24 protein-coding genes are annotated in these 23,628 nt (G+C 61.8%); 12 read left to right on the top strand and 12 right to left on the bottom strand.

The genetic code is table 11. The annotated features are described in order from the left end of the window. On the top strand, positions 1-509 hold a 509-nt coding region (locus tag BV911_RS12425; protein WP_139840077.1), incomplete at its 5' end, for an NAD(P)-dependent oxidoreductase. A gap of 17 nt (positions 510-526) precedes the next feature. Here the strand turns inward: BV911_RS12425 and rsgA are convergent. The 7 genes from rsgA to BV911_RS12460 form a co-directional block, all read right to left on the bottom strand. After that, on the bottom strand, positions 527-1,564 hold the full coding sequence (rsgA, locus tag BV911_RS12430) for a ribosome small subunit-dependent GTPase A (RefSeq protein WP_240512234.1): 1,038 nt from the start codon (positions 1,562-1,564) through the stop codon (positions 527-529). Positions 1,565-1,588: 24 nt separating this feature from the next. Next, positions 1,589-1,942 (bottom strand): ribonuclease E inhibitor RraB, encoded by a 354-nt coding sequence (locus BV911_RS12435; RefSeq protein ID WP_086053945.1) that lies wholly within the window; start codon positions 1,940-1,942, stop codon positions 1,589-1,591. A 97-nt stretch (positions 1,943-2,039) separates the two neighbouring features. Next, the gene (locus BV911_RS12440; protein ID WP_086053946.1) at positions 2,040-2,285 is read right to left on the bottom strand and encodes a MoaD/ThiS family protein; all 246 of its coding nucleotides are present in this window, start codon (positions 2,283-2,285) and stop codon (positions 2,040-2,042) included. A 3-nt stretch (positions 2,286-2,288) separates the two neighbouring features. Next, positions 2,289-4,532: a xanthine dehydrogenase family protein molybdopterin-binding subunit gene (locus tag BV911_RS12445; RefSeq protein WP_086053947.1), complete on the bottom strand. Its 2,244-nt coding sequence runs from the start codon at positions 4,530-4,532 to the stop codon at positions 2,289-2,291. 1 nt (position 4,533) lies between these two features. Beyond that, positions 4,534-5,010, bottom strand: coding sequence for a (2Fe-2S)-binding protein (locus tag BV911_RS12450; protein WP_086053948.1), 477 nt, complete (start codon positions 5,008-5,010; stop codon positions 4,534-4,536). Next, on the bottom strand, positions 5,007-5,870 hold the full coding sequence (locus BV911_RS12455; RefSeq protein ID WP_086053949.1) for a xanthine dehydrogenase family protein subunit M: 864 nt from the start codon (positions 5,868-5,870) through the stop codon (positions 5,007-5,009). Before BV911_RS12455 ends, BV911_RS12450 begins: the two co-directional genes overlap by 4 nt. 107 nt (positions 5,871-5,977) lie before the next feature. Next, positions 5,978-6,880, bottom strand: a complete 903-nt coding sequence (locus tag BV911_RS12460; protein WP_168184059.1) for a sulfotransferase — start codon at positions 6,878-6,880, stop codon at positions 5,978-5,980. Between the two features lie 183 nt (positions 6,881-7,063). Between BV911_RS12460 and BV911_RS12465 the strand changes: the two genes are divergently transcribed. After that, complete coding sequence (locus BV911_RS12465) at positions 7,064-7,510, top strand: co-chaperone YbbN (RefSeq protein ID WP_086054004.1); 447 nt, start codon at positions 7,064-7,066, stop codon at positions 7,508-7,510. 25 nt (positions 7,511-7,535) lie between these two features. Here BV911_RS12465 and BV911_RS12470 read toward each other — a convergent pair whose 3' ends face one another. Together BV911_RS12470 and BV911_RS12475 are read right to left on the bottom strand one after the other, a co-directional pair. Next, entirely contained in the window at positions 7,536-8,216 is a 681-nt protein-coding gene (locus tag BV911_RS12470; RefSeq protein WP_086053951.1) for an AIM24 family protein, read from the bottom strand. 72 nt (positions 8,217-8,288) lie between these two features. Continuing rightward, entirely contained in the window at positions 8,289-9,089 is an 801-nt protein-coding gene (locus BV911_RS12475) for a DUF4239 domain-containing protein (RefSeq protein ID WP_086053952.1), read from the bottom strand. A 145-nt stretch (positions 9,090-9,234) separates the two neighbouring features. On the opposite strand from BV911_RS12475, the gene BV911_RS12480 reads away from it, so the two are divergent. The 5 genes from BV911_RS12480 to BV911_RS12500 all read left to right on the top strand — a co-directional run bounded on the left by BV911_RS12480 (position 9,235) and on the right by BV911_RS12500 (position 14,561). Beyond that, positions 9,235-10,224 (top strand): TAXI family TRAP transporter solute-binding subunit, encoded by a 990-nt coding sequence (locus BV911_RS12480; protein WP_168184060.1) that lies wholly within the window; start codon positions 9,235-9,237, stop codon positions 10,222-10,224. A gap of 181 nt (positions 10,225-10,405) precedes the next feature. Beyond that, entirely contained in the window at positions 10,406-11,377 is a 972-nt protein-coding gene (locus BV911_RS12485) for an ABC transporter substrate-binding protein (RefSeq protein WP_086053954.1), read from the top strand. A gap of 106 nt (positions 11,378-11,483) precedes the next feature. Then, positions 11,484-12,539, top strand: coding sequence for a proline/glycine betaine ABC transporter permease (locus BV911_RS12490; RefSeq protein ID WP_086053955.1), 1,056 nt, complete (start codon positions 11,484-11,486; stop codon positions 12,537-12,539). Further along, the gene (locus tag BV911_RS12495; RefSeq protein WP_086053956.1) at positions 12,536-13,624 is read left to right on the top strand and encodes a glycine betaine/L-proline ABC transporter ATP-binding protein; all 1,089 of its coding nucleotides are present in this window, start codon (positions 12,536-12,538) and stop codon (positions 13,622-13,624) included. Before BV911_RS12490 ends, BV911_RS12495 begins: the two co-directional genes overlap by 4 nt. Positions 13,625-13,847: 223 nt before the next feature. Then, positions 13,848-14,561 (top strand): hypothetical protein, encoded by a 714-nt coding sequence (locus tag BV911_RS12500; RefSeq protein WP_139840078.1) that lies wholly within the window; start codon positions 13,848-13,850, stop codon positions 14,559-14,561. A 433-nt stretch (positions 14,562-14,994) separates the two neighbouring features. Here BV911_RS12500 and BV911_RS12505 read toward each other — a convergent pair whose 3' ends face one another. Together BV911_RS12505 and BV911_RS12510 are read right to left on the bottom strand one after the other, a co-directional pair. After that, a complete protein-coding gene (locus BV911_RS12505; protein WP_086053958.1) occupies positions 14,995-16,098 on the bottom strand; it encodes a ParB N-terminal domain-containing protein in 1,104 nt (367 codons plus the stop codon). Positions 16,099-16,114: 16 nt separating this feature from the next. Continuing rightward, positions 16,115-17,506, bottom strand: a complete 1,392-nt coding sequence (locus BV911_RS12510; RefSeq protein WP_086053959.1) for an AAA family ATPase — start codon at positions 17,504-17,506, stop codon at positions 16,115-16,117. Positions 17,507-18,130: 624 nt separating this feature from the next. Here BV911_RS12510 and BV911_RS12515 point away from each other — a divergent pair. Further along, entirely contained in the window at positions 18,131-19,444 is a 1,314-nt protein-coding gene (locus BV911_RS12515; RefSeq protein WP_086053960.1) for a replication initiation protein, read from the top strand. Between the two features lie 170 nt (positions 19,445-19,614). After that, on the top strand, positions 19,615-20,109 hold the full coding sequence (locus tag BV911_RS12520) for a Dps family protein (protein ID WP_086053961.1): 495 nt from the start codon (positions 19,615-19,617) through the stop codon (positions 20,107-20,109). Between the two features lie 104 nt (positions 20,110-20,213). On the opposite strand, the gene BV911_RS12525 is transcribed toward BV911_RS12520, so the two are convergent. Then, positions 20,214-21,023 carry a response regulator gene (locus BV911_RS12525; RefSeq protein ID WP_086053962.1) on the bottom strand — a complete coding sequence of 270 codons (810 nt, stop codon included), beginning with the start codon at positions 21,021-21,023 and terminating at the stop codon, positions 20,214-20,216. Between BV911_RS12525 and BV911_RS20380 the strand changes: the two genes are divergently transcribed. The 3 genes from BV911_RS20380 to BV911_RS12540 are packed head-to-tail and all read left to right on the top strand — an operon-like array spanning position 20,986 to position 23,578. Then, positions 20,986-21,267 (top strand): NepR family anti-sigma factor, encoded by a 282-nt coding sequence (locus tag BV911_RS20380; RefSeq protein WP_371588149.1) that lies wholly within the window; start codon positions 20,986-20,988, stop codon positions 21,265-21,267. The two genes, BV911_RS12525 and BV911_RS20380, sit on opposite strands and share 38 nt — an antisense overlap. After that, on the top strand, positions 21,264-21,830 hold the full coding sequence (locus BV911_RS12535) for an RNA polymerase sigma factor (protein ID WP_086053964.1): 567 nt from the start codon (positions 21,264-21,266) through the stop codon (positions 21,828-21,830). The genes BV911_RS20380 and BV911_RS12535 overlap by 4 nt, the downstream gene beginning before the upstream one ends. Continuing rightward, positions 21,827-23,578 carry a sensor histidine kinase gene (locus BV911_RS12540; RefSeq protein ID WP_086053965.1) on the top strand — a complete coding sequence of 584 codons (1,752 nt, stop codon included), beginning with the start codon at positions 21,827-21,829 and terminating at the stop codon, positions 23,576-23,578. Before BV911_RS12535 ends, BV911_RS12540 begins: the two co-directional genes overlap by 4 nt. The last annotated feature ends 50 nt before the right edge of the window (positions 23,579-23,628 follow it).

Here is a 23,628-nt window from a genome sequence, read left to right on the forward strand (position 1 = left end):
GCCAACCCGCCGTCATCGGCATCATCGGCCTTGGGGCCATGGGCCTGGCCTACAGTCAGGCCCTGCGCGCCGCAGGATTTGACGTGGCGGGCTTTGATCTGGACCCGGCGGCAAGCGCCACATTGGACGCCATTGGCGGCACCGCCTGCGCCGCCCCCTCGGAAGTTGCGGATCAATCTGCTGTAATCTTGTTGGCCCTGCCGTCCCCCGCCGCATTGGACACCGCCACCGCCGGACCGGACGGCATTGCCACCGCCCTGCTGCCCGGCACCGTCGTGTGCGACCTGAGCGGGCTCGCGCCCGAGTCTATGCGCCGCGCAGTTGCGGTTCTGGATACGGCCGGAGGGACGCTGTTGAACTGCACCATCACCGGCACCGAGGACCAAGCCGCCACCGGAGATATAGAGATGCTGGTTCGCGGCGACGAAGCCGCCGTCAATCAGGTGCGCCCGGTGCTTGCCGCCCTGTCGCGGCAACACAAGCATCTCGGACCCTTGCTCGCCGCCTGAGGCGGGCCCCTGCCGCGTCAGCGTTTCTTGCCGCGCGGGCCTTTGCCGCGCGGGCCTTTGCCGCGCGGTCCTGAGACCACCGGCGTGTTGTCGCGATTTTCTTCATGCAGCTTGCGCCAGCGCGACAGACGCGCCGGATCCAGCCCCCCCGCGGACACCGCCGCCTGCACGGCGCATCCCGGCTCATGGGCATGGGTGCAATCGCGAAACCGGCAATTGGGGGCCAGTTCCGTGATCTCGGCAAACAAGGACTCAATGCCAAACGACAAGTCGCTGACATGCAGCGTCCGCATCCCCGGCGTATCAATCACCCAACCGCCACCTGCGATGGCATGCAACGAGCGCGCCGTGGTGGTGTGGCGCCCCTTAGCATCGTCCTCGCGGATCGCGCCGGTTGCTTGCCGATCCTCATAATCCTGCCCGGCCAGCGTGTTCAACAGTGTCGACTTGCCGACACCGGACGAGCCGATCAGCGCCACGGTCTGACCCGGCCCGCACCACCGCGCCAGAACCTCCACCGCGTCGGGGCTGCGCGCGTTCAGACCCACCACAGCCAGATCGCGCTGCAACGCTGCGGCCTGATCGGTAAATTCGGACAGGTCCGCCACCGTGTCGATCTTGGTCAGCACGATCACCGGAACGGTCCCGGCCTCATTGGCCAGCGCCAGATACCGCTCTAGCCGCGCCGGGTTGAAATCGGCATTGCAAGAAGTGACGATGAACAAGGTGTCCAGATTGGCGGCGATCAGTTGCGGCACCCGCGCGCCTGCCGTGTGCCGATCAAGCACGCTGCGACGGTCAAGCCGCCGCACCAAGGTCTGGGTGTCCGGATCAACCAACACCCAGTCGCCAACTGCGAAATCGGTGGTGGCCACCTGTGGCGGCAGGGTCAGCCGAAACCGACCATCTGGCGCCACCCCGGTCAACCGCGACCGATGCACCGATGCAATCCGCACCGGCATCAAATCGGCCTCGGCAGGGTCCACCTGATCTTGGAAAAACGCCGACCAGCCCAGATCGGCCAGCCACGCCAGGTCCGTCCCCGGACCGGTCACGCCGCCTCCGGCATCATCGGGCGCTCAGTCCTCGCCATCCGCGTCGTCATCTACCTCCACATCCAGTTCCCACCCATCGGGGTAGAAATCGTGACGCAGGGCAATCTCGGTCGCAACACGTTCTTGGGCCCAGATCTCTTCCGCTGTGATGAGGATCGGACCAATGCTGGCGGCAAGCGTGTCGCCCTCATCTTCGCGCCGGGTTTCAAAACCGCGGGTGTGCAATTCGGCCTCGAAGGCCTGCCAGTTGGCATCGGCTTCTTCAACAAAGAACAGAAAATCCACCACGGCACGTTCCGGCAGATCGACATCTGCCTCGCCAAACGTGTCGAAAGTTTCCTGACGCTGGGCGTCATAGTCGTGCGTCGTGGGCGTCATGTGGACCTCCGCAGGGCGTGAAATGGGTTGCTGGCGGGTATCATCCCCACCGCCGACGCGCCAGTCACTTCTTGATTGCACCAGTGTTTCACCGCCATCATCCCCCGGTCATATATGGCATCAGCACCACTTCGCTTTCCGGGCGGATTTCGGCAAACCACGCCTCGCGATAGATCTTGCCGTCCAGCGCCATCGACACCCCCCGCTCAATTTGCGGCCGCAAACCGGGATAGGCCTCGGCCAGCCGGTCCAGCACCTCTTTGAAGGTGCGGGCCTCGACCTCGACAACGGTTTGGCCATCCGCGAACGGCCTGAGCGAGCCCCACAAGGTGACGGCGACCACGGCTCAGCCCTGCGCCGTCAGGGCTTTCAACACCCGCGGCGGCGACATCGGCAACGCCGTCAGGCGCACCCCCGCCGCCCGCGACACCGCATTGGCGATGGCGGCCAATGGCGGCACGATCGGGGTCTCACCGACACCGCGCACGCCGTAAGGATGGCCCGGGTTCGGGATCTCAAGGATCACCGCCTCAATGGGCGGCAGGTCCGAGGCCACCGGCACCCGGTAATCCAAAAAGCCCGGGTTCAGCAGGTGGCCCTCGGCGTCGTGAATATATTCCTCGTTCAAGGCCCAGCCGATGCCCTGCACCGCCCCGCCCTGCATCTGGCCTTCCACATAGTCCGGCTGCACCGCCTTGCCGGCATCTTGGAACACGGTATAGCGCAGCACCTTGGTGGCGCCGGTTTCGCGGTCGACCTCGACATCCACTAGGTGCACCCCGAAACTGACCCCGGCCCCATCGGCGTTGCTTTCATGATGGCCGGCAATCGGGCCACCGGTCTTGAACGACAGCGCGGCGATCTCGGCCAGTGTCATCGGCGGGAAGGTCCCGGCATTTGGGCCAGTGGGACGCGCGGCCCCGTCGACCCATTCCACCGCCTCGGGATCGATTCCCCAAATCCGCGCCACCCGGGCGCACATCTTGGCAATGGCGTCGCGCGCCGCCTTGATCACCGCCAACCCGACGGCAAAGGTCACCCGGCTGCCATCGGTCACGTCATTATGGCCCAGCGAGCTGGTGTCGGCGATCACGGTGCGCACCTGCTCGTAGGGGATGCCCAGCTCTTCCGCCGCCATCTGGCTGATCGCCGCGCGGGAGCCGCCGATATCAGGATTGCCTTCGGTGATCCCCACGGTGCCATCGGTATTGATCGTCAGTGACACCGAAGTGTTGCCGCCGAAATTGAACCAAAAGCCGCAAGACAATCCGCGTCCCTGCCCCGCCGCCAGCGGCGCAGCATAGTGTGGGTGCGCCTTGGCGGCTTCCAGTGTGGCCTCCAGACCGATGGCCTCAAAGGTCGGGCCATAAGATGACCGGGTGCCCTCGCGCGCGGCGTTCAACAGGCGGACCTCAAGCGGATCAAGCGCCAGCTTTTGGCACAACTCGTCCACCACGCTTTCCACCGCATAGATCGCCTGCGGCGCGCCCGGTGCCCGATAGGCGGCCTCTTTCGGTCGGTTGGTCAAGGCGTTCCAGCCAAAGGTGCGCACGGCGGCCAGATCATAGGCTGCAAACGCCGCCTGCGCCCCCATCGCCACCGTCCCGCAGGGAAACGCCCCACCGGTATAGCGCAGCGTCGCCGTCCCCGCCGTGATCCGCCCCTCCTTGGTCATCCCGATCTTGACGTCGATTGACGACGCCACCGTCGGGCCGGTCGCGCGGAACACCTCGGTCCGGCTCATCACGATCTTGACCGGACGCCCCGCTTTGCGCGACAGCGCCAGCGCCACCGGCTCAATGAACACCGTGGTCTTGCCGCCAAAACCGCCGCCGATTTCCGAGGCCGTGACCCGCAATTGGCTGGCCCGCATCCCCAGAATCGCAGAGCAGGCCGTTCGCACCGCCCATTGTCCTTGGGTCGTACACCACAGATCGGCCTTGCCGTCTGGGCCCATGCTGGCCAGACAGGCGTGGGGCTCAATATAACCTTGGTGGGTCGCGGCTGTGGTGAAGCTGCGGTCGATCACCAGATCGGCGGCGGCAAAGCCGGCCTCTGGATCGCCGTGCCCAAATTCGCAATGATCCGTGACGTTCTCGGACAGGCCCACCGGCACCACTTCCACGGCCCGCCCGGCCTGCACCACCGGGGCATCGGCCCGCATCGCCAAGTCCACATCCGTGACCGACGGCAGAACCCGGTATTCAACCTTGATCAGGTCCAACGCAGCCCGGGCGATGGCGCCGCTGGCAGCAGCCACAGCCGCCACCGCATGGCCGTCATACAGCACCTTGCCCCGCGCCAGACAATTGTCGCGCACATCCGCCGTCGCCGCATCCATAGCATCGGCGAAATCCGCCCCCGTCACCACCGCCTTGACCCCGTCCAACGCCACGGCCGCCGTGACATCAATCGACACGATCTCGGCATGGGCGTGCGGGCTGCGCAAGATCGCGCCCATCAGCATCCCCGGCGCCGACATATCCGCGCCATACAGTGCGCGTCCGGTCACCTTGTCGATGCCATCCGGCCGCGCCACCCGGCGGCCAACAACCTTGAAGTCGCGCTTTGGTTCTGTGTCGAACGCCATGTTATGCGCTCCTCATTTGCCGGGCCGCAGCTTGCACGGCGCGGATGATCTTGTCATAGCCGGTGCAGCGGCACAGGTTTCCGGCCAGCCAATAGCGCAGCTCGGTCTCACTGGGGTCTGGGTTCTTGTCCAGCAGCGCCTTGGCGGCAACCAGAATACCCGGCGTGCAAATCCCGCATTGCAGGGCGGCGTGGTCGATAAACGCCTGCTGCAACGGATGCAGTCCATCGCCGGTCGCAAGGCCCTCGATTGTCGCGATCTCGGCCCCCTCGGCCTCAACCCCCAGCACCAGACAGGAACAGACCAGCCGCCCATCCAAGGTGACACTGCACGCGCCGCAATCGCCGGTGCCACAGCCTTCCTTGGCCCCGGTCAGGCCCATTCGGTTGCGCAACACATCCAAAAGAGTTTCATCCGGTGCGCAGATGAATTCCGCAGCATCGCCGTTGATCGTGGTTGAGACGGGAACAGTTTTCACAGGGAACCTCCGGCGCGGGCATAAGCAATCAGGGTGGCACGCTTGGCCAGAACGCCCGCAACTTGGGTTCGGAATTCAGCCGTGCCGCGTTTGTCATCAATCGGGTTGCACGCCGCAGAACAGGCCGCTTGCAGCGTCGCCAATGTGGCCGCATCCGGCCGGTTGCCGATCAGGGCCGTGGCCGCCTCTGTCACCAGAACCACGGTCGGGGCCACCGCGCCCAACACCACCCGCGCCGCAGCGATGGTGCCGTCCGTAGCCAGCGTCAGGTTGACCGCAGCCGAGGCGACGGCGATGTCCATTTCGGTGCGCGGAATGAACCGCAAATAGGCGTCGCCCGACCGCGCCGGACGCGCGGGCAGAAAGATCGAGGTGACGATCTCATCGCGCTGCACGGCGGTCTTGCCCGGTCCGGTCGGAATATCGGCCACCGCACACTCGCGCGGGCCGGTTGGCCCCTCAATCCGGGCTGTGGCCTCGGCCGCCACCAAACCCGGCACCGCATCCGCCGCCGGCGAGCCGTTGCACAGATTGCCCGCCATGGTGGCACGGCCCTGCACTTGGGTCGATCCGATCAGATTGCAGCCTTCGACCACCCCCGGCCAAAGCGCGCACAGGGCCGCATGCTCGCCCAGTTCGGCCCCTGACACTGCCGCGCCGATGCGAAAACCGCCCGCCTCAGGCGTGATGGCCCGCAGGCCCGCGATCCGTTTGATATCGACAATCAGGTCCGGCGTGACCGATCCCGCCCGCAACTGCACCAACACGTCAGTGCCCCCTGCCAGAACACGGGTCACACCCGCCTCGTTCGCAAGCAGACCAACTGCCTCCGTCGCCGTTTCGGGCCGTGCATAACGCATGAGGCTGCCTTCTCTGTAAATGTGCGCCGCAACACAGCGGTTGCTTCCGCGCCGAGCATAGACCAGCCGGGATCAGAGACAAGCCGCAGTCGACGGCAACCTGCCGGTTACGTCAGCCAAGCGCTGAGATCACGATCGATCAGATCCTGAAGCTTCACGGTATCTTGGCGTTGCGCCGCCGCCAGCAGAGCCCGCGCCTCGGATGGCATCGGCGCGGTCTTGACCATATTGCGGTCGACCAAAGCATCGCGAATCCGGCGGCGGGTTTCGCGGGGCACCACCGCCGCGACCGCGCGGGTGAAGGCGCTTTCTTGCATCAGGAAGTTTTGAAACCGGGCATTGCGCGGCACCCCACCGGCATTGGGCCGGTACGAGACATCCGGCGTCACCGCATCGGACACGCCAATAAACCGGTAAAGATCGGCCATCACCGCCACGGGATCGGCTTCGAAATCTTCATACAGAACGATCTTGATCTGCGCCGCCGGAAAGCGCGCGTAATAGCGCGACAGTTGGGCATGGTACTGCGGGAAGCGGCTATAGCCGAACAACGGCTGCCAATTTGCCGCCAGTCGGGCCTCTTCCTGACCGATTGCAGCACCGAAATCATCCAGCGGCTCCAGCATCTGGCGACGGGCATAGAGATAGTGGGAATAGGCTTGTTCCGCCGGATTGCGCAGGATCGCGATCAGCTTGGCCTGCGGGATGTGATGCGCGATCCGCTCGGGCGCGCGCTCTGCATACAGGTACAGCGGCGAGGCTTCGCCGCAGATCGCCCCGTCCGGGGCTGCCGAAAACAAGGCCTGATAGGCGACCAGATCGGTGCAGGAATTGTTGATGTAATCCGCCCCCGGCCCATCACAGATCAGGGTCTGCCCTTCGAAGGCAAAGAAATTCGGCTCTTTCGCGGGTGACATGAACAGGTCGGGGTGCTGCCGCAAATACAGGTAGGCGGCGGTGGTCCCGGCGCGCGCGGCCCCTATCACCAGAAACTCCGGCATCCTCGCCATGTCCGCTCTCCTTTGCCAGCGGGGCTGCCCACCCCCCGCGTGCCCCATATCAGACATCCATCGTCTAGTCGTTAATGCCCCCGGCCCATGCCGTCCGTAGCGCCAGAACCACCCGGCGTCTTGAACCGCCTCGGTGCAAGAGCTTATATGCTGGACCAAGACCAGATTGCAGGAGCGCCCATCATGACCGAACCCGCCAAACTGATTTGCGCCACCTGCGGACAGGCCAACCGGGTGCCAGCAGCCAAGCTCAGCGCGGGGCCGATCTGTGGCACCTGCGGGGCCAAGCTGGTGGATGCCAAGGTGGCCGCGCTGGATCCCACCACCCATGCCAAGCTGGTCAAGGGCCACGGCCTGCCCGTGATCGTGGATTACTGGGCGCCGTGGTGCGGGCCGTGCCGACAAATGGCGCCGGAATTTGCCAAGGCCGCGCAAGGGTTCGGCGGCAAGGTCCGCTTTGCCAAGATCGACACGCAGGACCATCCCGGGGTGTCGCAGAAACTGAACATCCGGGGCATTCCGCTGCTCATCCTGTATCAAAATGGCCGCGAAGTCGCCCGCTTGACCGGCTCCCGCCCTGCCGCCGAGATCACCGGGTTTATCCGCAGCAACGCCCGCGTCCCGGCCTGAGCCTAAGCCGCGACCGCCCGGCGCCTTATTCGAACAACGACCCTTCGATGCCTTCGCCGGTCATGCGCTCGTACATGTGCTGGTTCCAATAGGGGGTCCAGCACACCAGTGCCTTGCCGGTGCCGCTGAACGCCCGCAAGCGGCGCTGGCCGGAAATCAGGTTGCGCGGAAACCGGGCCGATCGCTGCGAGGAAAACTTCAAACCATCGGTCCGCCCCAGCACCAACCGCCCCTGCACCTTCAAGGCGCCATCGACCACATCAACGGTCTCGACCGGGCCGGGGGCGTTGATCGCAACCGTTCCCGTTCCCGCCACCGTGGTCTTGAACGGAAAACAGCCATCCCCGGCCCAGAGGCTGGGAAAGAACCGCTCGCGGTACAGGCCCAGATTGACCTTGGCCTCGGACGCCCAATAGACGCCCGGCTCAAGGATCCAACGCTCGCCCTGTTCGACCTGCAACAAGTGATAGCCACCCAGCGACGGCTGCAACATGATCGTGCCAGTGCCGGTGTAATAAGGGCGCACCCGCGCCTCACTGACAAACATCGACCGGACCATTGACCCGAAATCCGGCAACCGTGGCACCAACGCGATATCACCGCGCATCGTCGACATGGCCCCGCGCCGGGCGCGGACGCTTTCATTCGCGATCGACAGTCGCACTTGCCGCATGCCTTCCACTTCCCGCACTTCAAATTCGGCCATAAATTGCCCGCCCTTTTCGTCCAAAACCGTTCTGCACCGCCCCTATCACACCGGGCCTCATCATACCGGCCCTCATGATTGCGGCTCGTCCCAAATCATCTGCCGGTCCCACAGGGTCTGGAACGCGGTCGGTTGCAAACTGCGTTCGCCGCGCAGCGGATTGTCCAAGGCCACGATCACGAACAGGATCATGCCAAGGAAGAAGGCGTTGATCGTTCCCAGCACGAAATGCGGCACCAGCCGGATCCGCAACATCAGCAGCAGCATGATATTGATCGCCGCCCCCACCATCACCGCATACCACAACACGGCGGGGATCTTGGTGGTGACGCCGTTCAGCCGCTGTTGGCGAAAGCTGGAAAACTCCTGAAACCGGCTCATGACCTCGCGGTGAACAATCTCGGACGACACGGTGCCCGGTGCGAAACTGGCCAGACGTTGCCGCATGGCATCGGCCCGGTTGGCCCCGCCGTTCAGGGTCTCACCCTGTTGATGCGCCGGCCAATCGCGGTAGATCGTGTAAAGGGTGTAGTCGCGCAGCATCGCCTTGACGTCCGACCGGATCGGTTCGGGATAAGACCCCAGATCAGAATAGAGCGCGCCCACTGCCCCGGCCTCGTTGCGAATGCTCTGATCGACCCGTTCGCGGTTCTGATAGGCCGCCACGGTCAGCAAGCCGATCAGCAGCCCGTAGAACAAACTGACCATCGCCGTCGAATGAGAGATCGTGTCATTCAGGTCCGGGCTGCGGCCGACCAGCATCCGCAGCAGCGGCTTGACCAGCAACAACCCGAGAAAGGTCACCCCCACAGCCACCACGGCAAACCAGATTGCCAACTGCGTTTGTGGAATGTCATAGAGGATATCTGTCACTCGAGTCTCCGTTGTCCACCGCGCTTTTCGGCAACCTAGTCAGTGCCCGCCGGGTGGCCAAGGTAAAATGTGCTTGGCGCGGCGCGCGCCGGGTGGTTCTTTAAGGCAGATACGACCCAAACCGACCTGCCCAACCGAGGTGCCCATGTCCCACCCCCTGCCCTGCTTAGCCGTTCGCGCCGCATTGGCATTCCTGTTTTCCGGCGCCGTCGCGGCGCCGCTTGCAGCGCTTGACTTCTATTCCGTCGGGTCAGGCAATCTCGATGGCAATTACTACAAGGCCGCATCGGTGATGTGCGGTCAGGTCAACGGCGACAACGACCTTAACCTGCGCTGCTCGGCCGAGGCCACGCCGGGGTCACTGTACAACATCGCAGGCTTGCGCAACGGTGAATTGGATGTGGCGCTGGTCCAGTCCGATTGGCACAGCCACGCCTATAACGGCACCAGCCTGTTCGCCAAACACGGCCCGTTCTCGGACATGCGCAGCGTCATGGCCCTGTATCCTGAAACCGTCACGATCCTGGCCGGGCCTGACAGTGACATCAGATCGACGGCGGATCTGTTTGGCAAACGGCTGGACATTGGCGAGCCAGCCTCTGGCCGCCGCGCCACCGCCAATGACTTGCTGCTATCCTATGGCGCGACCCGTTCGGACTTTGCACAACTGCTGGAACTGCCCACCGCGTCTGCGGTCGCCGAATTGTGCTCGGGCGGGATCGACGCCACCATCCTTGTGGTCGGCCATCCCAATCAGACCGTCGCAACCGCGATCCGAGATTGCGGCGCCCGGATCGTGCCGCTGCGGTCGAAATACATCAATCAAGTGCTGGACCAGGGCGCCCAGTTCAGCCGCGACACCATCCCCGCCCGCACCTATCCCGGCCTCAATCGCGATATTCCGACGTTTTCCGTCACCGCAACGCTGGTGACCCGTGCCGACATCCCAGATGCGTTCATCGAAACCCTTGTGACCGAGACCCTGTCGAACTTGGGCAGTTTCGCATCGCAAGCGGCGTTTCTGGGGGCGTTAACCCCGGACGAAATGGAAAGCCTCGGCCTGACCGCCCCGCTGCATCCCGGCGCCATCGCCGGGTTCGAAGCCGCCCGGACCGCGCCAAAACCGACGCCGTGACGCCGTGACGCCGCCGTCCGGCAAGTCCCCCCCACAGATCGCAATCAACTTTGTTCCGGTCGGTTGTGGATATCGGGTAGCTTTCGTCCTACCATAGTCTTGATCGCAACCCGGCGCCCCCGCCGGGTTGCACATCAGCACCCGGCGAAACCCGGGAAAAATTGCAACCAAGGACTGTATTATGACCAGACGTTTAATCCTCGCTGCCTCGTCCCTAACCCTGTGCTGCGGACTGGCCACTGCCGCCCAAGCCGAGTGCGGCGAAGTGACGATGACCGAAATGAACTGGGCCTCCAGCGCCGTGGTGACTGCGGTGTCAAAATTTCTGATGGAACAAGGCTATGGCTGCTCTGTCGTGACCGTTCCGTCCTCGACCACTCCGGCAATGGTATCGGTTGCGGAAACCGGCAAGCCCGACATCCTGTCCGAGCTTTGGATCAACGGCACCCCGTCCTATAACGAACTTCAGGACGCCGGAAAAATCACCACGCTGGCCGACGTACTGTCCGATGGCGGCGTCGAAAGCTGGTGGGTGCCGCAGTATCTGGTCGATGAACATCCCGAACTGGCCACGGTTGAAGGCATCCTTGCCAACCCCGAACTGGTCGGCGGCCGGTTCCACAATTGTCCTGACGGCTGGGCCTGCAAGAACACCAATCTTGATCTGGCTCGGAATTTCGGCGTGATCGATGCCGGGATTGAGATTTTCCAGCACGGCTCGGGTGAAACTCTGGCCACCTCAATCGCATCGGCCTTTGAAAACCAAGAACCGTGGTTCGGCTATTACTGGGCCCCCACCGCGATCTTGGGCAAATACCCGATGGTCTCGGTCGAGATGGGCGTGCCCTATGACGAAGAGATTTTCCTCTGCGCCGCCGATGGCGATTGCTCCGCCGAGGGCAAGACCGACTGGCCCGTTGGCCCGGTCAAAACCATCGTCACCACCGATTTTGCCGATCGCGAGCCTGAGATCGCTGAACTGATGTCCCATGTGGCGTTCACCAACGCGCAAATGGGCGAAGTGCTGGCATGGAAAGAAGCCAATAACGGCTCCAACGAAGAAGCAGCGGTCTTCTTCCTGACCACCTTCCCTGAGGTCTGGTCGGAATGGCTGAGCGAGGATGCCAAGGCAAACCTCGCAGCCCTGCTCTGATCCTCGTGATCACATAACCCAACCGGGGCGCCCGCTTGGACGCCCCGAAGCCCGGACCCGTCCGGCACACGCAGCGACCGGTTCGTCGCAAGGAATATACTGAGACATGGCTTTCTACGACGGAGTGTTCGACTCCCTTGGGTTACGATCCTGGTGCGACGCTGGCGCGAATGACGGTCCGATGACCATGGCTCAGCTCCTGCAAAAGAAATCCGGGGTCACCCCCGAAGTTGCGGCCACGCAGTCAACCCCGCTGATGGACACGCCGTTCCCGTCTCTGGATTCCCTTCACGAAGCCTGCAACTCGATCCCGCGCACCCGCGATATGACCGAAGCCGTCGAACTCAGCTTCTTGTCGATCAAAGACCCCCTGAAGGCAGTGCTGGACCCGATCACCCAGCCGCTTAGCTGGGCGCTGGACGGCACCATGAACCTGTTCGAGGCGACGCCGTGGTTCATCATGATCCCTGCCCTGCTGCTGCTGACATGGTTTGCGGCCCGCTCTTTGGGCATTGTACTGCTGGTCGCCGCCTCGTTTCTGTTTCTTGGCTTCATCGACCATTACACCTACGCCATTCAAACCCTGTCGATCATCTTTGTCTGCACCATGATCAGTGTCGCCATCGGGGTGCCCATCGGCATTGCCATGGCCCGGAATGATACCTTCCAAAGGATCAACATTCCGTTGCTCGACATGCTGCAAACCCTGCCGACATTCGTCTATCTGATCCCGCTGATCTTTCTGTTTTCCGTCACAGAATCAAAGCTTTACGGTATCGCCATCATTCTTTACGCCGTCGTCCCCGTCATCCGGCTGACCGATCTGGGCATCCGCCTCGTTGACCGTGACGTGATCGAGGCCGCCGATGCCTTCGGCATGACCGACCGGCAAAAACTGTTCGGCGTACAAATTCCGCTGGCCCTGCCCAACATCATGGCGGGCGTGAACCAGACCATCATGATGAGCCTCGCCATGGTCGTCATCGCCAGCCTCGTCTCCGCCCCCGGCCTTGGCGTTCTGGTCCTGCGCGGCATCCGCAATCTGGAACTGGGCGTCGGTCTGGTCTCGGGCTTTGGCATCGTGCTGCTGGCCGTTCTGCTGGATCGCTGCACCAAGGCGGCCCTGAACCGCATTAACGTTTCAACGAAGGCTGGCTCATGACCCCCACCGCGCCCACCATGCCCGCCACAGATCCCGCCCGGGTCAAAGTCGCCATTCGCAACCTCTACAAAATCTTCGGGCCGGATCCGCAGACCGCCCTCACCCTTGTCCGCGAGGGCATGGGCAAGAACGAACTGCTGGATCACCACAACCACACCCTTGGCCTGAACGACATCAACGTCGACATCCGCGAAGGTGAGATCACCGTCATCATGGGCCTGTCCGGCTCTGGAAAATCCACCCTGATCCGGCACCTGAACCGGCTGATCGAACCCACCGCAGGCGAAGTCCTGCTGGATGGCGAGAACGTGCTGACCTACGGCCCGGCCGACCTGCGTCGGTTGCGGCAGGAAAAAATGTCGATGGTGTTTCAGAAATTCGCGCTGCTGCCGCACCGCACCGTGCTGCAAAATGCCGGCATGTCGCGGCGGATTCGCGGCGAGGATCAGGACACCGCCGACCGTGAAGGCGGCAAATGGCTGGACCGGGTCGGTCTGGCCGGGGTCGAAGCGCAATATCCGCACCAGTTGTCGGGCGGGATGCAGCAACGGGTCGGCATCGCCCGGGCCTTGGCCTCGGACAGCGACATCATGCTGATGGACGAAGCCTTCTCGGCCCTCGATCCGCTGATCCGCTCCGACATGCAGGGCCTGCTGCTGGAACTGCAAAAAGACCTGCACAAAACCATCGTGTTCATCACCCATGATCTCGACGAGGCCCTGCGTCTGGCCGATCATCTGGTCATCCTGAAAGATGGATTCGTGGTCCAGCAGGGCGAACCGCAGCACATCCTGCTCTATCCCAGCGATCCATATATCGAAGCCTTTGTCGGCGAAATCAACCGGGCGCGGGTTTTGCGCGTCCGCTCAATCATGCAGCGCTGTCCTGACGTGCCGCCCGCCTTCTCAGGCGTGGTCTCGCCCGACGCGACATTGGAAGAACTGATCGAGATGTCCGGCGGCAATACGGAATGTTGCTATAACGTCCAACAAGACGGCGCCGATCTGGGCATCCTCGACATGCAGCATCTGGTGCGCGCCCTCGTTCCGGCCCGCCCCGGTGAGGACAAACTGGCCGCCCAATAGTCGGGCACCGGCATGACTTCCGGTCAATCTCGCAAGCATCGCCGCGGGATTGATCACGCCAACGAACCAACGGCTAATTTCTGTTTCATTTGTTAACAAGTTATAATATTATGTTCTGACCTTATTCCATTTCGGAGTTTCAATTATGTTAATTTCTCTCCGGCTGGCGACCGTATCCGTCCTAGGATTGTGCAGTCTTCCCTCCGTCGTGTTTTCGGCCCCGATGAGCGCGTTTGACTCAGCGGGAAGTGCCACCATTTCGATCACAAATATCCTTCTAGCAGGCACAGGGGATGTCGCTGTGCTTGGCGTTGACTACGCCTTTCAAGTCACGCACGACTATGCCCAAATCTCTGCCCCAACGGTGGGCCCAGCACCAACGGCAGGAATAGACCCTACCGCCGGAACCGTGTCGGCAACTTCTGGCGTCTCGGGAACAGCCGATGCCACCGACACGACAAAAAGCCTGTTTGGGCTCAGTTACAACAAAACGCTCCTGACGAATCTGTCCGGTCAGGCCTTGTCGATCTCGTATTCCTATACTCTGGACTCATCGGCCTTTATCACCGAAACGCCGGCAACCGGATTTTTCAACGCCGCCATCAGCTACGCGATTTCCGAGATTGGCATCTATGGCCCGAAAGCCTCGACCATCGTCAGGGATGATCTGGCGTCGTATCAGTCGAAGCCGGAATCCCCCCTGCCCGTCCCGAACGATGGCAGTGGTGCGCTCAGCAAAACAGACAGCGGCATGTTCAGCCTTATTGACGGCCAGCAGGCGCTGTTCTCCGTCAAGACGACCGTTATGGGTCGGTCCAATGTCATCGCCCTTCCCACCGACCCGTCCGGAATTGTACCGGTGCCGGTTCTGCCGGCGCTGCCCTTGCTGGCATCGGGTGTCGGCGCGCTCTGGCTGCTGCGCAAGCGCGCCAGCTAAGATCAACGCCTCTCGCACTGGGGCCGCCACCGGCCCCAGTGCAACGCGACCCATCCGTGTCGCCCCCCCCTTTCACTTTTCCAGACAGAGACGACCGGCGACAGCCCTGCGCGCGCCCTACAGGCCCGATCAGAGGCCACCTCGCCCACCACACCCTCAGGCCGCCCGCCCGACCAACATGCCGCCCCTGACGAGCTCACAGGGGCGCAGATAGGGCCTTGCCACACACCACCGGCTTCCGGCGGTGCCGACAGCCCCCTCCACACGGGACGGGCGCACCGCATCAGTTACGCACTGCAACGACCCTGCATCCAATTACGGACAGTTTAATTGTCTTAGTTTCAGTAGGTTGCGCACTTAATACGCATTATATTCAAAATTTGCGCCAAGATACTCCGCGTCGACGCGGTTTCGCGGCGAAACCGGCCGGCCCTTATTCCGGTTCAAGCAAGCGCTTGATCTCGAACATCACCGTATCCACCAGATCACTGTTGACGGTCCACCCTTCCAACCGGATGTAATACCCCTTGCTGTCGTTTTCGCGCCGGATGGTGATGCCATTGTCCAGCCGGTAAAGTCCCGGGCCATCACTGGGCCGCGCCGGGGCCTGACGCCGCGGTCGCCCGCCCTTGCTTGGTTCCCGGGTCTCGGTTTCGGCCAGATCCACCAGCGGCTCTAGCACCGCCCATTCTTCGTCCGGCGTGGTGCCATGGCCCGATGCCAACGCCTCGCGCAGCCGCCCTGACAGACCCGACCGGATTGCATTGGCCAGCCGCAGGCCTGCCCTCTCGGACAGATGCTCGGGAAAGGTCAGCATATCGCCCAGTTCTTCATGGACCAGTGCAAAGGACCGGATCTTCGATCGCTTGGCTTTAGATGCGGCCCGGAACAGCCCAGACACCGCCGCTTCAACACTGTCATAGGCCCCCTGCCCCACAGCAATCACCGCCACGCGCCCGCGCTCATAAGGGCTGAGATTGGCGCGGATTTCGTTCTCTTCGACCATGGCCAGAAAAGCCCCGGCCACCGACCCCGGCTCGCGCAGGATTGCCCGAATGGTGGCGAACTTTCCCGCCCCTTGCCCTTCAAGGGCGCGAACAGCGGCCAGTCGCCGGAACCCCGACAGCAATCCATAGCGCGGCCCACCCGGCGCGGCACCGTCCAACTCAAAGACCTCGACCGGCAAGCGCAGGCCACTGGCGGCGATCGATGCTTTCAGCTCTTCCATCGCTTCGGGGTCCAGCGCCATCCGGTCCCGGGTCAGTTCATCGGCCACGATCTGGTTGGTTGGGATGTCCATCAGAACCAGCCCATCGGCTTCGGCCTGACGGAACCGTTCAGCGTCATGCTTGTCCTTGGCCGCCTCGGCCCGCATTTGCGCGGTTCCGACCGGGGTTAGCGCCGCCGCCTCAGCCGCGACCTGAGCAATCGGCGGCATCATCCCCGCCGCCGACAGATTAGGTTTCGCCGCGAAACCCTCTTCCAGAGATTGCAGTTCCGCCGCAGAGGGCGCGGTCAGTTTCGTGCGTCGTGCCATGGATCACCTCTCTTGTTTACTCGGTTGGCGCAGCAGCAGCCGCCAGTTGCGCATCCCGCCACCACGATCCGATCAGGATCTCTTTCAGTTCCGCATAGGTCCGGTCAAACGCCTCGCGGCCACGGGTATAGGTTTCACGGTTGAACTCGCGGTAATCGGCCTCATAGATGCCGTTCACCTGCTCGCCCGCTTGCCCCACCAACGCGGTAAATTCTTGCCGATGCGCGTTCATGAAATCGCCGAAATAGGCTTGGATGACATTGGCCAGATCGGTTTGTTGATTGGCATCGAACCGGGTGATCAGAGTGCGCACCACGTCCCATTCGAACTTGACCTCATCAAGGCCCGCCGCCCGGCGCATGGTGTTTTCACCGTCCTCAATGGAGGCGAATGTTGAATAGAGCATGTCGAAAAACCGCCCCGTGCTGTCAAATTCCAGAAAGCTGGCCCCCAAAGGCACCAACAGAATATCCGCAGCCGCCAGCGCATTGATCGTTAGGTACCCAAGTGCAGGAGGGGTATCGAGCATGATGACGTCATATTTACTCAGCAGCTCTTCATCGTTCAGGAAATTGGTCAGCGCATCCCATAACGGCCAGCGGCGCAGGTTCATCCGCCAGACCGGAATTTGGAATTCGGCCCAGTAAAGGTTCAGCTGCGCGCCGATTAAATCGATGTTCGGCCAGTGGGTCGGCTGAACGATGTCGGTCGCCGTGGCGTTCAAGGCCTCGGTCAGGGTCTCGTCAAGGGGCAGGGGGGCTTCACCCCGGGCTTCCCGGACACTGTTCTCATCGACCAAATGCCGGGCATAATCCCGGGCGATCAGGGGAAAGACCGTGGACCATTCATCGGGAACCGTGCCCCCCATGATCGAGGTCATGGACCCTTGGCTATCCAGATCGATCACCAGAACCTTATAGCCGTCCAAGGCCGCAGACATCGCCAAATGGGCCGCGGTTGAGGTCTTGCCAACGCCGCCCTTGAAGTTGGCCACAGCCACCACTTTGGCCGGCAGGCCCTTGGGACGATAGGGTTTATATTCTTTCGAGGCCAACCCGCCTTCGGCCAAATGCGCCCGCAGCGCTAGCACTTCTTCCAAGGTAAACCATTTGGATCCGCTGATGCCTTCACCCTGCGGCAGGTCCGGGTTCTGCTTCAGCACCCGTCGCAAATGGGCCGGAGCCACCGGAATCAGATAGCGGCAAATTTCCCAGGTCGAGAATTTCCGCAAGCGTTTGCGCCCGTCGGGGGCATAGCCGCGCTTGGCCAAATCCTCGCGCCCGCGGGCGGCAAAGGCGGCGGCTTTTGCGAATCGGGCGGTGTCGCTAGACTTTGGCAAGCGCGCGGCAGCGGCTTTTGGATCGAGATTGAAATAGGGCGGCGGAGGGAGTTCGGTTCTCTTGGTCATGTGCGGTACCTGCCTCTGATGTACGGTGTTTCCCGTGATTTGCGCTGAGTATCACACATCTTGCTGTTTCTGTTAATCCCATGTCTTTGCGATCACATGCGACGAAGTATGAGAGGTTTCGCCGCGAAACCCCTGCTTAAATCTCAAATTGACTGAAGAAACACACGGATTGGCGGTGCCTGTCATAGCTGTAAGAGTCTTTGGAGTCTTTAGGATCTTTAGCCTCAGAAATATAATTATAAACAATAAGATAAATAGGTTTGGGGACCTGTTTCCGGTTGCAGAGGTGTCCGAATGCAGGGCTTAGGGTGCCCGAATACGGTGGCTCGGGTGCCAAAACACAGGAAGACGGGCATCCGCGAGCGGGAGAGGGGGGGTCGCAGCCTTTTGGGATCGGAAATGGACTCTCCGGCGGCTGTGAGGGGGCAAAGAGGCAGGTCTTAGTCCGTATATTGCGGTATTTCAGGTGCCCAAATACGGGAAGGTGCCCAGTTGCGGTGCCTGTGCCGGATGACCATCCCGTAGAAGGGTGCCCTTAAGGCGCTTGAGTAAGGGTGCCTGTTCCGAGTATGGTTTGCGGCAAGCGGCCTAGACCGCATCGAGGCCAGAGCAGGACCGAGATCCATGTCGAGAGAGATGACAGCGGCGGAGATCCCGCGCGCCAAGTTGACCGGATCGCTTCGGCGCAATTCGGTCAAGAAGAACGTCGCTGCGATTCATGTTTCGGGCAAGCTGACGCTGCTGCAGCGCAAGCTCAGCAATGTGCTGCTGCTGAATGCCTATGATGATCTGACGGTGAAGGCGACGCACCGGATCGATGCGCGGACCCTGTGTCTGATGATTGGCTATAACAGCAATGATATGGACACGCTGAAAGCCAGCCTGCGCGGCTTGGCCGAGACCGTGGCCGAATGGGATATGCTGGCCGAGGATGGCGAACATGAATGGGGGGTGTCGGCGCTGCTGGCCTATGCCAAGCTGAAAGGCGGGGTGTGTGAGTATTCCTATTCCCCGGCGTTGGCGGCGAAGCTGCACGACCCGAAAGTGTTTGCCCTGATCAATCTGAACATCCAGCGTCGGTTCACCAGTGGACATGCGTTGGCGCTGTATGAGAACTGCTATCGCTTTGTGCGGACCGGCAGCACCGGCTGGTGGGACCTTGGATTGTTTCGGCGGCTGATGGGGGTCGATGGTTCGGCCTATTATGAGGTCTACAAGCAGTTGAACGCGAAGATCATCAAGCCGTCGGTGGCCGAGATCAGCCGCACCTCGAACATCGTGCTGACGCCAGAGGTCCGCAAGCAGGGCCGGGTGGTCACAGATATCCGGTTCCTGATCAAAGAGAACCCGCAACTGGCGATGCTGGACGTGGACGGCAATGCCAGCGCGCCGGAAGGGTCGGGGGCTGTGCTGGACCGGCTGCGGGCGCTGGGGGTCAGTGACCGTCTGGCGCGGCAGTGGATTGCAGAGCATGGCGAGGCCTTCGTGGTCGAGAAGCTGGACTATGTCGGCAGTCAGGCCGGGGTGAAAAGCCCGGTGCGGTATCTGACCGCTGCGATCCGTGATGGCTATGCCGGGGCGACGACGGCAGAGGCGGCACCGGAAGCGGCGCTGACACCCGAGCGGGCCCGGGCGGCAGCCTTGCGCCAGATCGATGATGAGGCCCGGCAAGAGGCGGCGCGGATGCGCGATCACGCCATCAGCCATGAACGGCGGCAACGGGCCCAACGGATGGCCCGGGTGCGCGAGGTCGCAGAGGCGCGGACGCCCACGCAACGGGATGCGGATCGCCGACTGTTTCTGTCGCAGATTAACGACCCGCTCGAGCGCGATGATTTTCTGCGGCTGGGCTGGGCCTCGGCGTTGAATGCGCGCGGCATCTTTGCCTTTTGGGAAGAGCTGCTGCCGGGGGTTTTCGACGGGCTTGACGCGGCCTGAGCCTTGGAAAGTGCGGCCGTTGTCCCACGCGGGGCCTGACCTGTTTGCGGGGTTCGTTTCCAGTTGACCTGATCGTTCGCCATGGCGCGGTCTTCCTGCCGCGCTGAACGGAACCGGGGCGCGGCGATTGCGTTGGTCCAGCATCACACATTGAGATGAAAGGATCGATCATGAGCGACCTAATGGACGTCGAATCGAAGTCTGGCGCGGTAAAAACCGGCGTGAAGAAAACCACATCCCTCGCCAAAGGACTGTCCGAAGCGCTGTCCGATACCTATCGGCTGGTGTTCAAGACCCATGCGTATCACTGGAACATCGAAGGACCGCTGTTCTTTTCCGTGCACAACCTGACCGAGGGTCAGTACACCGATATGTTCGCGGCGGCAGACGAGATCGCGGAACGCATTCGCGCCATCGGCCAACTTGCGCCGTCGCGGATGCAGGACATTATCAGCGCGTCCGTGGTTAAGGATCAGGACAAGCTGCCGCCCGCCATTGAGATGGTCGAGGATTTGGCCAATGATCACGCGCAGGTGGCCAAGCGCATGCATGCGTTGATTGAGCTGGCGGAAGAGAATTCCGATCCTGTCACCGCAGATCTGATCACGGGGCGGTCGGCGTTTCACGAAAAGGCGGCTTGGATGCTGCGAGCGACGACGAAATAACGGGCCACCGGTAGCGGCCTTGCCCAAAGGGGCAGGGTGGGTACAAAAAAGTCCCGGGACCGACGTCCCGGGACTTTTTTTTAATTGGAAGGTCTGCGCTGTGATTAGGCGGCGAGGGTTTCCGTCGAGGAAAAGAACATCGCTTGGCTGACGGCGGAATAGACCTGTTCTTCAGTGAACGGCTTGGTGATCATGAAGGTCGGTTCCGGGCGTTCTCCGGTCAGGAGGCGCTGGGGGAACGCGGTGATGAAGATCACGGGGACGTCGTCGAATTGCGCCTGAATATCCCGGACCGCATCAATGCCCGAGGAATTGTCGGCCAGCTGGATGTCAGCGAGAATCAAATCGGGGCGTTCGCTGGCGGCCAGAGCCACGGCTTGGGCGCGGGTGCGGGCGATCCCGGTGACGGTGTGGCCGATATCTTCGACGATGGCGGAAATATCCATGGCGATGATCGCCTCATCTTCGATGATCATGACCTTGCCAGTGACGGCTTGGGACATTTCCCGGCGGGCGATGTCGATGCTGGCGGTGGCTTCGGCGGCATCAATCTGCATGATCTGTGCGATCTCTTCCACCGAGAAGCCTTCGATCGCGAACAGAAGCAGGGCTTCGCGCGAGTTCGGGGTCAAGGTGGTCATGCGCCCCTGTGCGCGGGCGGCAAGGCCGGTGTCGCCGGTATCAACCGGTGCGCCGGCGCTGCTCCAGACAAGGTGAAAGGCGCGGAATAGCGCGACTTTTGCGGCCAAGCCGGCGCTGGCATCACCCGCGTCTTCGAGGATCGCTTCCAGCGTCGCGGCGGCATACCGATCGCCCGATTGCTGGTTTCCAGTCAGAGCCCTTGAATAACGCCGCAGGAATGGCAGGTTTGCCGCAATGGACGAAGCAAAATCGGGGGAGTCGGGTTCAGACATCGAGTTCCTCATGTGCATTTTATACGGAACCAAACGTCTGGTCGCGGCGTTTGGTTCCGTGAGAAAGCGAAGAATTGGATATTTTATGTGGGCAGATATGGATCACAATGAGGATACATCAGGTTTGAAGTCCCAAATCGATGAAAATCTTAAGCGGGTTTATCGTGAAGCCTTGGAAGAAGATGTGCCGGATCGGTTCAAGGACTTGCTGGAGCAGTTGCGTAAGAAGGAGTCTGGTAAATGACCGGCACCCCCGTTGATCCGCGTGACGAGTTGCCTGACCACTTGCCTGCACTTCGGGCCTTTGCGATCAGTCTGACCCGGGATGTTTCGGCCGCTGATGATCTGGTGCAGGATACCATTGTGAAAGCCTGGAGCAACATCGAAAAATTCGAAGTTGGCACCAACATGCGGGCGTGGTTGTTCACGATCCTGCGCAACACCTATTATTCCTTGCATCGCAAACGCCGCCGCGAAGTACCCGATCCGGACGGTGCCCATGCGGCGCGCTTAAGTGAAAAACCGGCCCATGACGGGCGGTTGGCGATGACAGACTTCCTGAAGGCCTTCGATCAGCTGTCGCCAGAGCATCGCGAGGTTCTGATCTTGGTTGGCGCCTCTGGCTTTTCTTATGACGAGGCTGCCGGAATGATGGGCGTGGCCGTGGGAACGGTGAAAAGCCGGGCAAATCGGGCGCGGGCGAAATTGTGTGACATGCTGGGGCTGGCCGAAGGCGAAAATCCGGTCTCTGGCGCCGATGCCGCGACACTTGCCGTGATGGGCCGCAACGGAGTGCAAGCTGCATGACCACCACGCCGACGTCGCACCGTCGGCTTACCGATAGGCTGGGTTTTCAACTGGCCTTCGTTCTGGCTGCCGTATTGTTACCTCTTACCTTTATATCCCTGTCCAAATCCATCACGCTGGTCAACGAGGTGCAGGCGCGGTCTGAGGCGGCGCTTTTGGGGGAAACGATGCAGGCGGCAGCCGGAGAGGTCCGCCTGATCCAAGAAGCACGCGGAGTGGCCGAAGCGTTGTCCAATTCGATCAGCCCGCTGTTGGACAACGATGTCGCCTGTTCGCGGGTGATGGCCCGCATCGCCGAGCGCAATCTGGAATATTCTCTGGTGGCCTTCGTGCCGAATTCTGGGTTGATGCGCTGTTCGTCGACCGGGGTGGAATTCGACTTTTCCAAAAGCCCGCTGTTCCAACAAATTATGGCGGCGCAGCAGCCCGGGTTTACCGTGAACCCCCATAGCCAAGTAACCGGCAATTCGGTGCTGGGTGTGACCTATCCGGTGCGCGGTCAGGACGGGACTGTCATCGGGATTGTCAGCGTGTCGCTGCCGCATGAGGAACTGGGCGCGGAAATTGACGATAACGGGGCGTCGAACGGGCTGACCCTGTTTACGTTTGATCCGGACGGACAGATTCTGACCTCATCCGCCGGATTAGACGATTTGACTGCGCTTCCCGGAGACCTGCCACTTGAGGCGCTGGCGTCGGCCGAGCCGCTGGCATTTTCGACCGAAGGCAGGAACGGCAAAAAGCGGGTATATTCCGTGGTCCCAATGGTCCCCGGCGAGTTGTATGCTTTGGGCACCCGGTTGACCACGTCATCGGGGGCGCTTGGCCGTTTGTTGTCATCGATGCCTGTGCTTCTTCCGGCGCTGATGTGGTTGGCCAGTCTGGTGGCGGCGTGGTTGGCGGTGGAGCGGCTGGTGTCGCGGAATGTGCGAAAACTGTCCAAATCGATCAAATCCTTTGCGCATGGAAACCGGGTGGTGGGCGACATCGAAGTTCGTCAAGCGCCCTTGGAAATCCGCGAGATGGCCGAAGCTTACGAGTCGATGACCGACACCATTTTGCGCGATGAAGCGGAATTGGAAGATACGATTCACCAAAAAGAAGTGCTGCTGCGCGAGGTGCATCACCGGGTAAAGAACAATCTTCAGTTGATCGCATCGATCATGAACATGCAGGTGCGCCGGGTCAAAAGTAAAGAGGCGCGGCAGATGATGGTCGAACTTCGCGACCGCGTTATGAGTCTTGCGACGATCCATCGGGAATTGTTCGAAACGGTGGGCAGCGTTGATATCCATGCCGACGAATTGCTAAAAAGTGTGGTGGATCAAATCACCAGCACCAGTTCGGCGAATGGCCGTCTGTTTGAATGCAGGACCGAATTTGATGACATTCGGATGGTGCCGGATCAGGCGGTGCCGCTTGGCTTGTTGGTGGCCGAAACCCTGAGCAGCGCCCTCAATCATTGTTCGACCGAGGCCGCGCATACGCCGAAAATCTCGGTCGTGCTGCGGCGAATGGACGAAGACACCGCCGTTGTGGAAGTGATCAATTCCACAACGCAACTGTATCCGGATCCCGGTCTTCCAACCGATCTGGGCGGGCAGTTAATCTCGGCCTTCGCGATGCAGCTTGGCGGCCGTGTTGACCGGGATATTCGGGGGGGCTTGTACCGGACCCGGGTCGAATTTGGCGTGTCTCCGCTGTCTGAGGCGGAAATGCGGTTTGATCGCCCGGCGGAGCCTGCGTGACGTCTGCGGCACTGCGGATCCCTGTGTGATTGAGGCCGCGTGATTGTGAT

The organism is Pseudoruegeria sp. SK021, assembly GCF_002119405.1.
Lineage (GTDB): Bacteria > Pseudomonadota > Alphaproteobacteria > Rhodobacterales > Rhodobacteraceae > Meridianimarinicoccus.

Coding starts and splice junctions, on each gene's coding strand:
- BV911_RS12460 (WP_168184059.1), bottom strand. CDS start 6,880: ATGGCGAGGATGCCGGAGTTTCTGGTGATAGGGGCCGCGCGCGCCGGG.
- BV911_RS20380 (WP_371588149.1), top strand. CDS start 20,986: ATGGACGAAGCAAAATCGGGGGAGTCGGGTTCAGACATCGAGTTCCTC.
- BV911_RS12485 (WP_086053954.1), top strand. CDS start 10,406: ATGACCAGACGTTTAATCCTCGCTGCCTCGTCCCTAACCCTGTGCTGC.
- BV911_RS12445 (WP_086053947.1), bottom strand. CDS start 4,532: ATGGCGTTCGACACAGAACCAAAGCGCGACTTCAAGGTTGTTGGCCGC.
- BV911_RS12500 (WP_139840078.1), top strand. CDS start 13,848: ATGAGCGCGTTTGACTCAGCGGGAAGTGCCACCATTTCGATCACAAAT.
- BV911_RS12505 (WP_086053958.1), bottom strand. CDS start 16,098: ATGGCACGACGCACGAAACTGACCGCGCCCTCTGCGGCGGAACTGCAA.
- BV911_RS12535 (WP_086053964.1), top strand. CDS start 21,264: ATGACCGGCACCCCCGTTGATCCGCGTGACGAGTTGCCTGACCACTTG.
- BV911_RS12470 (WP_086053951.1), bottom strand. CDS start 8,216: ATGGCCGAATTTGAAGTGCGGGAAGTGGAAGGCATGCGGCAAGTGCGA.
- BV911_RS12455 (WP_086053949.1), bottom strand. CDS start 5,870: ATGCGTTATGCACGGCCCGAAACGGCGACGGAGGCAGTTGGTCTGCTT.
- BV911_RS12520 (WP_086053961.1), top strand. CDS start 19,615: ATGAGCGACCTAATGGACGTCGAATCGAAGTCTGGCGCGGTAAAAACC.
- BV911_RS12540 (WP_086053965.1), top strand. CDS start 21,827: ATGACCACCACGCCGACGTCGCACCGTCGGCTTACCGATAGGCTGGGT.
- BV911_RS12465 (WP_086054004.1), top strand. CDS start 7,064: ATGACCGAACCCGCCAAACTGATTTGCGCCACCTGCGGACAGGCCAAC.
- BV911_RS12480 (WP_168184060.1), top strand. CDS start 9,235: ATGTCCCACCCCCTGCCCTGCTTAGCCGTTCGCGCCGCATTGGCATTC.
- BV911_RS12515 (WP_086053960.1), top strand. CDS start 18,131: ATGTCGAGAGAGATGACAGCGGCGGAGATCCCGCGCGCCAAGTTGACC.
- BV911_RS12490 (WP_086053955.1), top strand. CDS start 11,484: ATGGCTTTCTACGACGGAGTGTTCGACTCCCTTGGGTTACGATCCTGG.
- BV911_RS12495 (WP_086053956.1), top strand. CDS start 12,536: ATGACCCCCACCGCGCCCACCATGCCCGCCACAGATCCCGCCCGGGTC.
- BV911_RS12435 (WP_086053945.1), bottom strand. CDS start 1,942: ATGACGCCCACGACGCACGACTATGACGCCCAGCGTCAGGAAACTTTC.
- BV911_RS12510 (WP_086053959.1), bottom strand. CDS start 17,506: ATGACCAAGAGAACCGAACTCCCTCCGCCGCCCTATTTCAATCTCGAT.
- BV911_RS12525 (WP_086053962.1), bottom strand. CDS start 21,023: ATGTCTGAACCCGACTCCCCCGATTTTGCTTCGTCCATTGCGGCAAAC.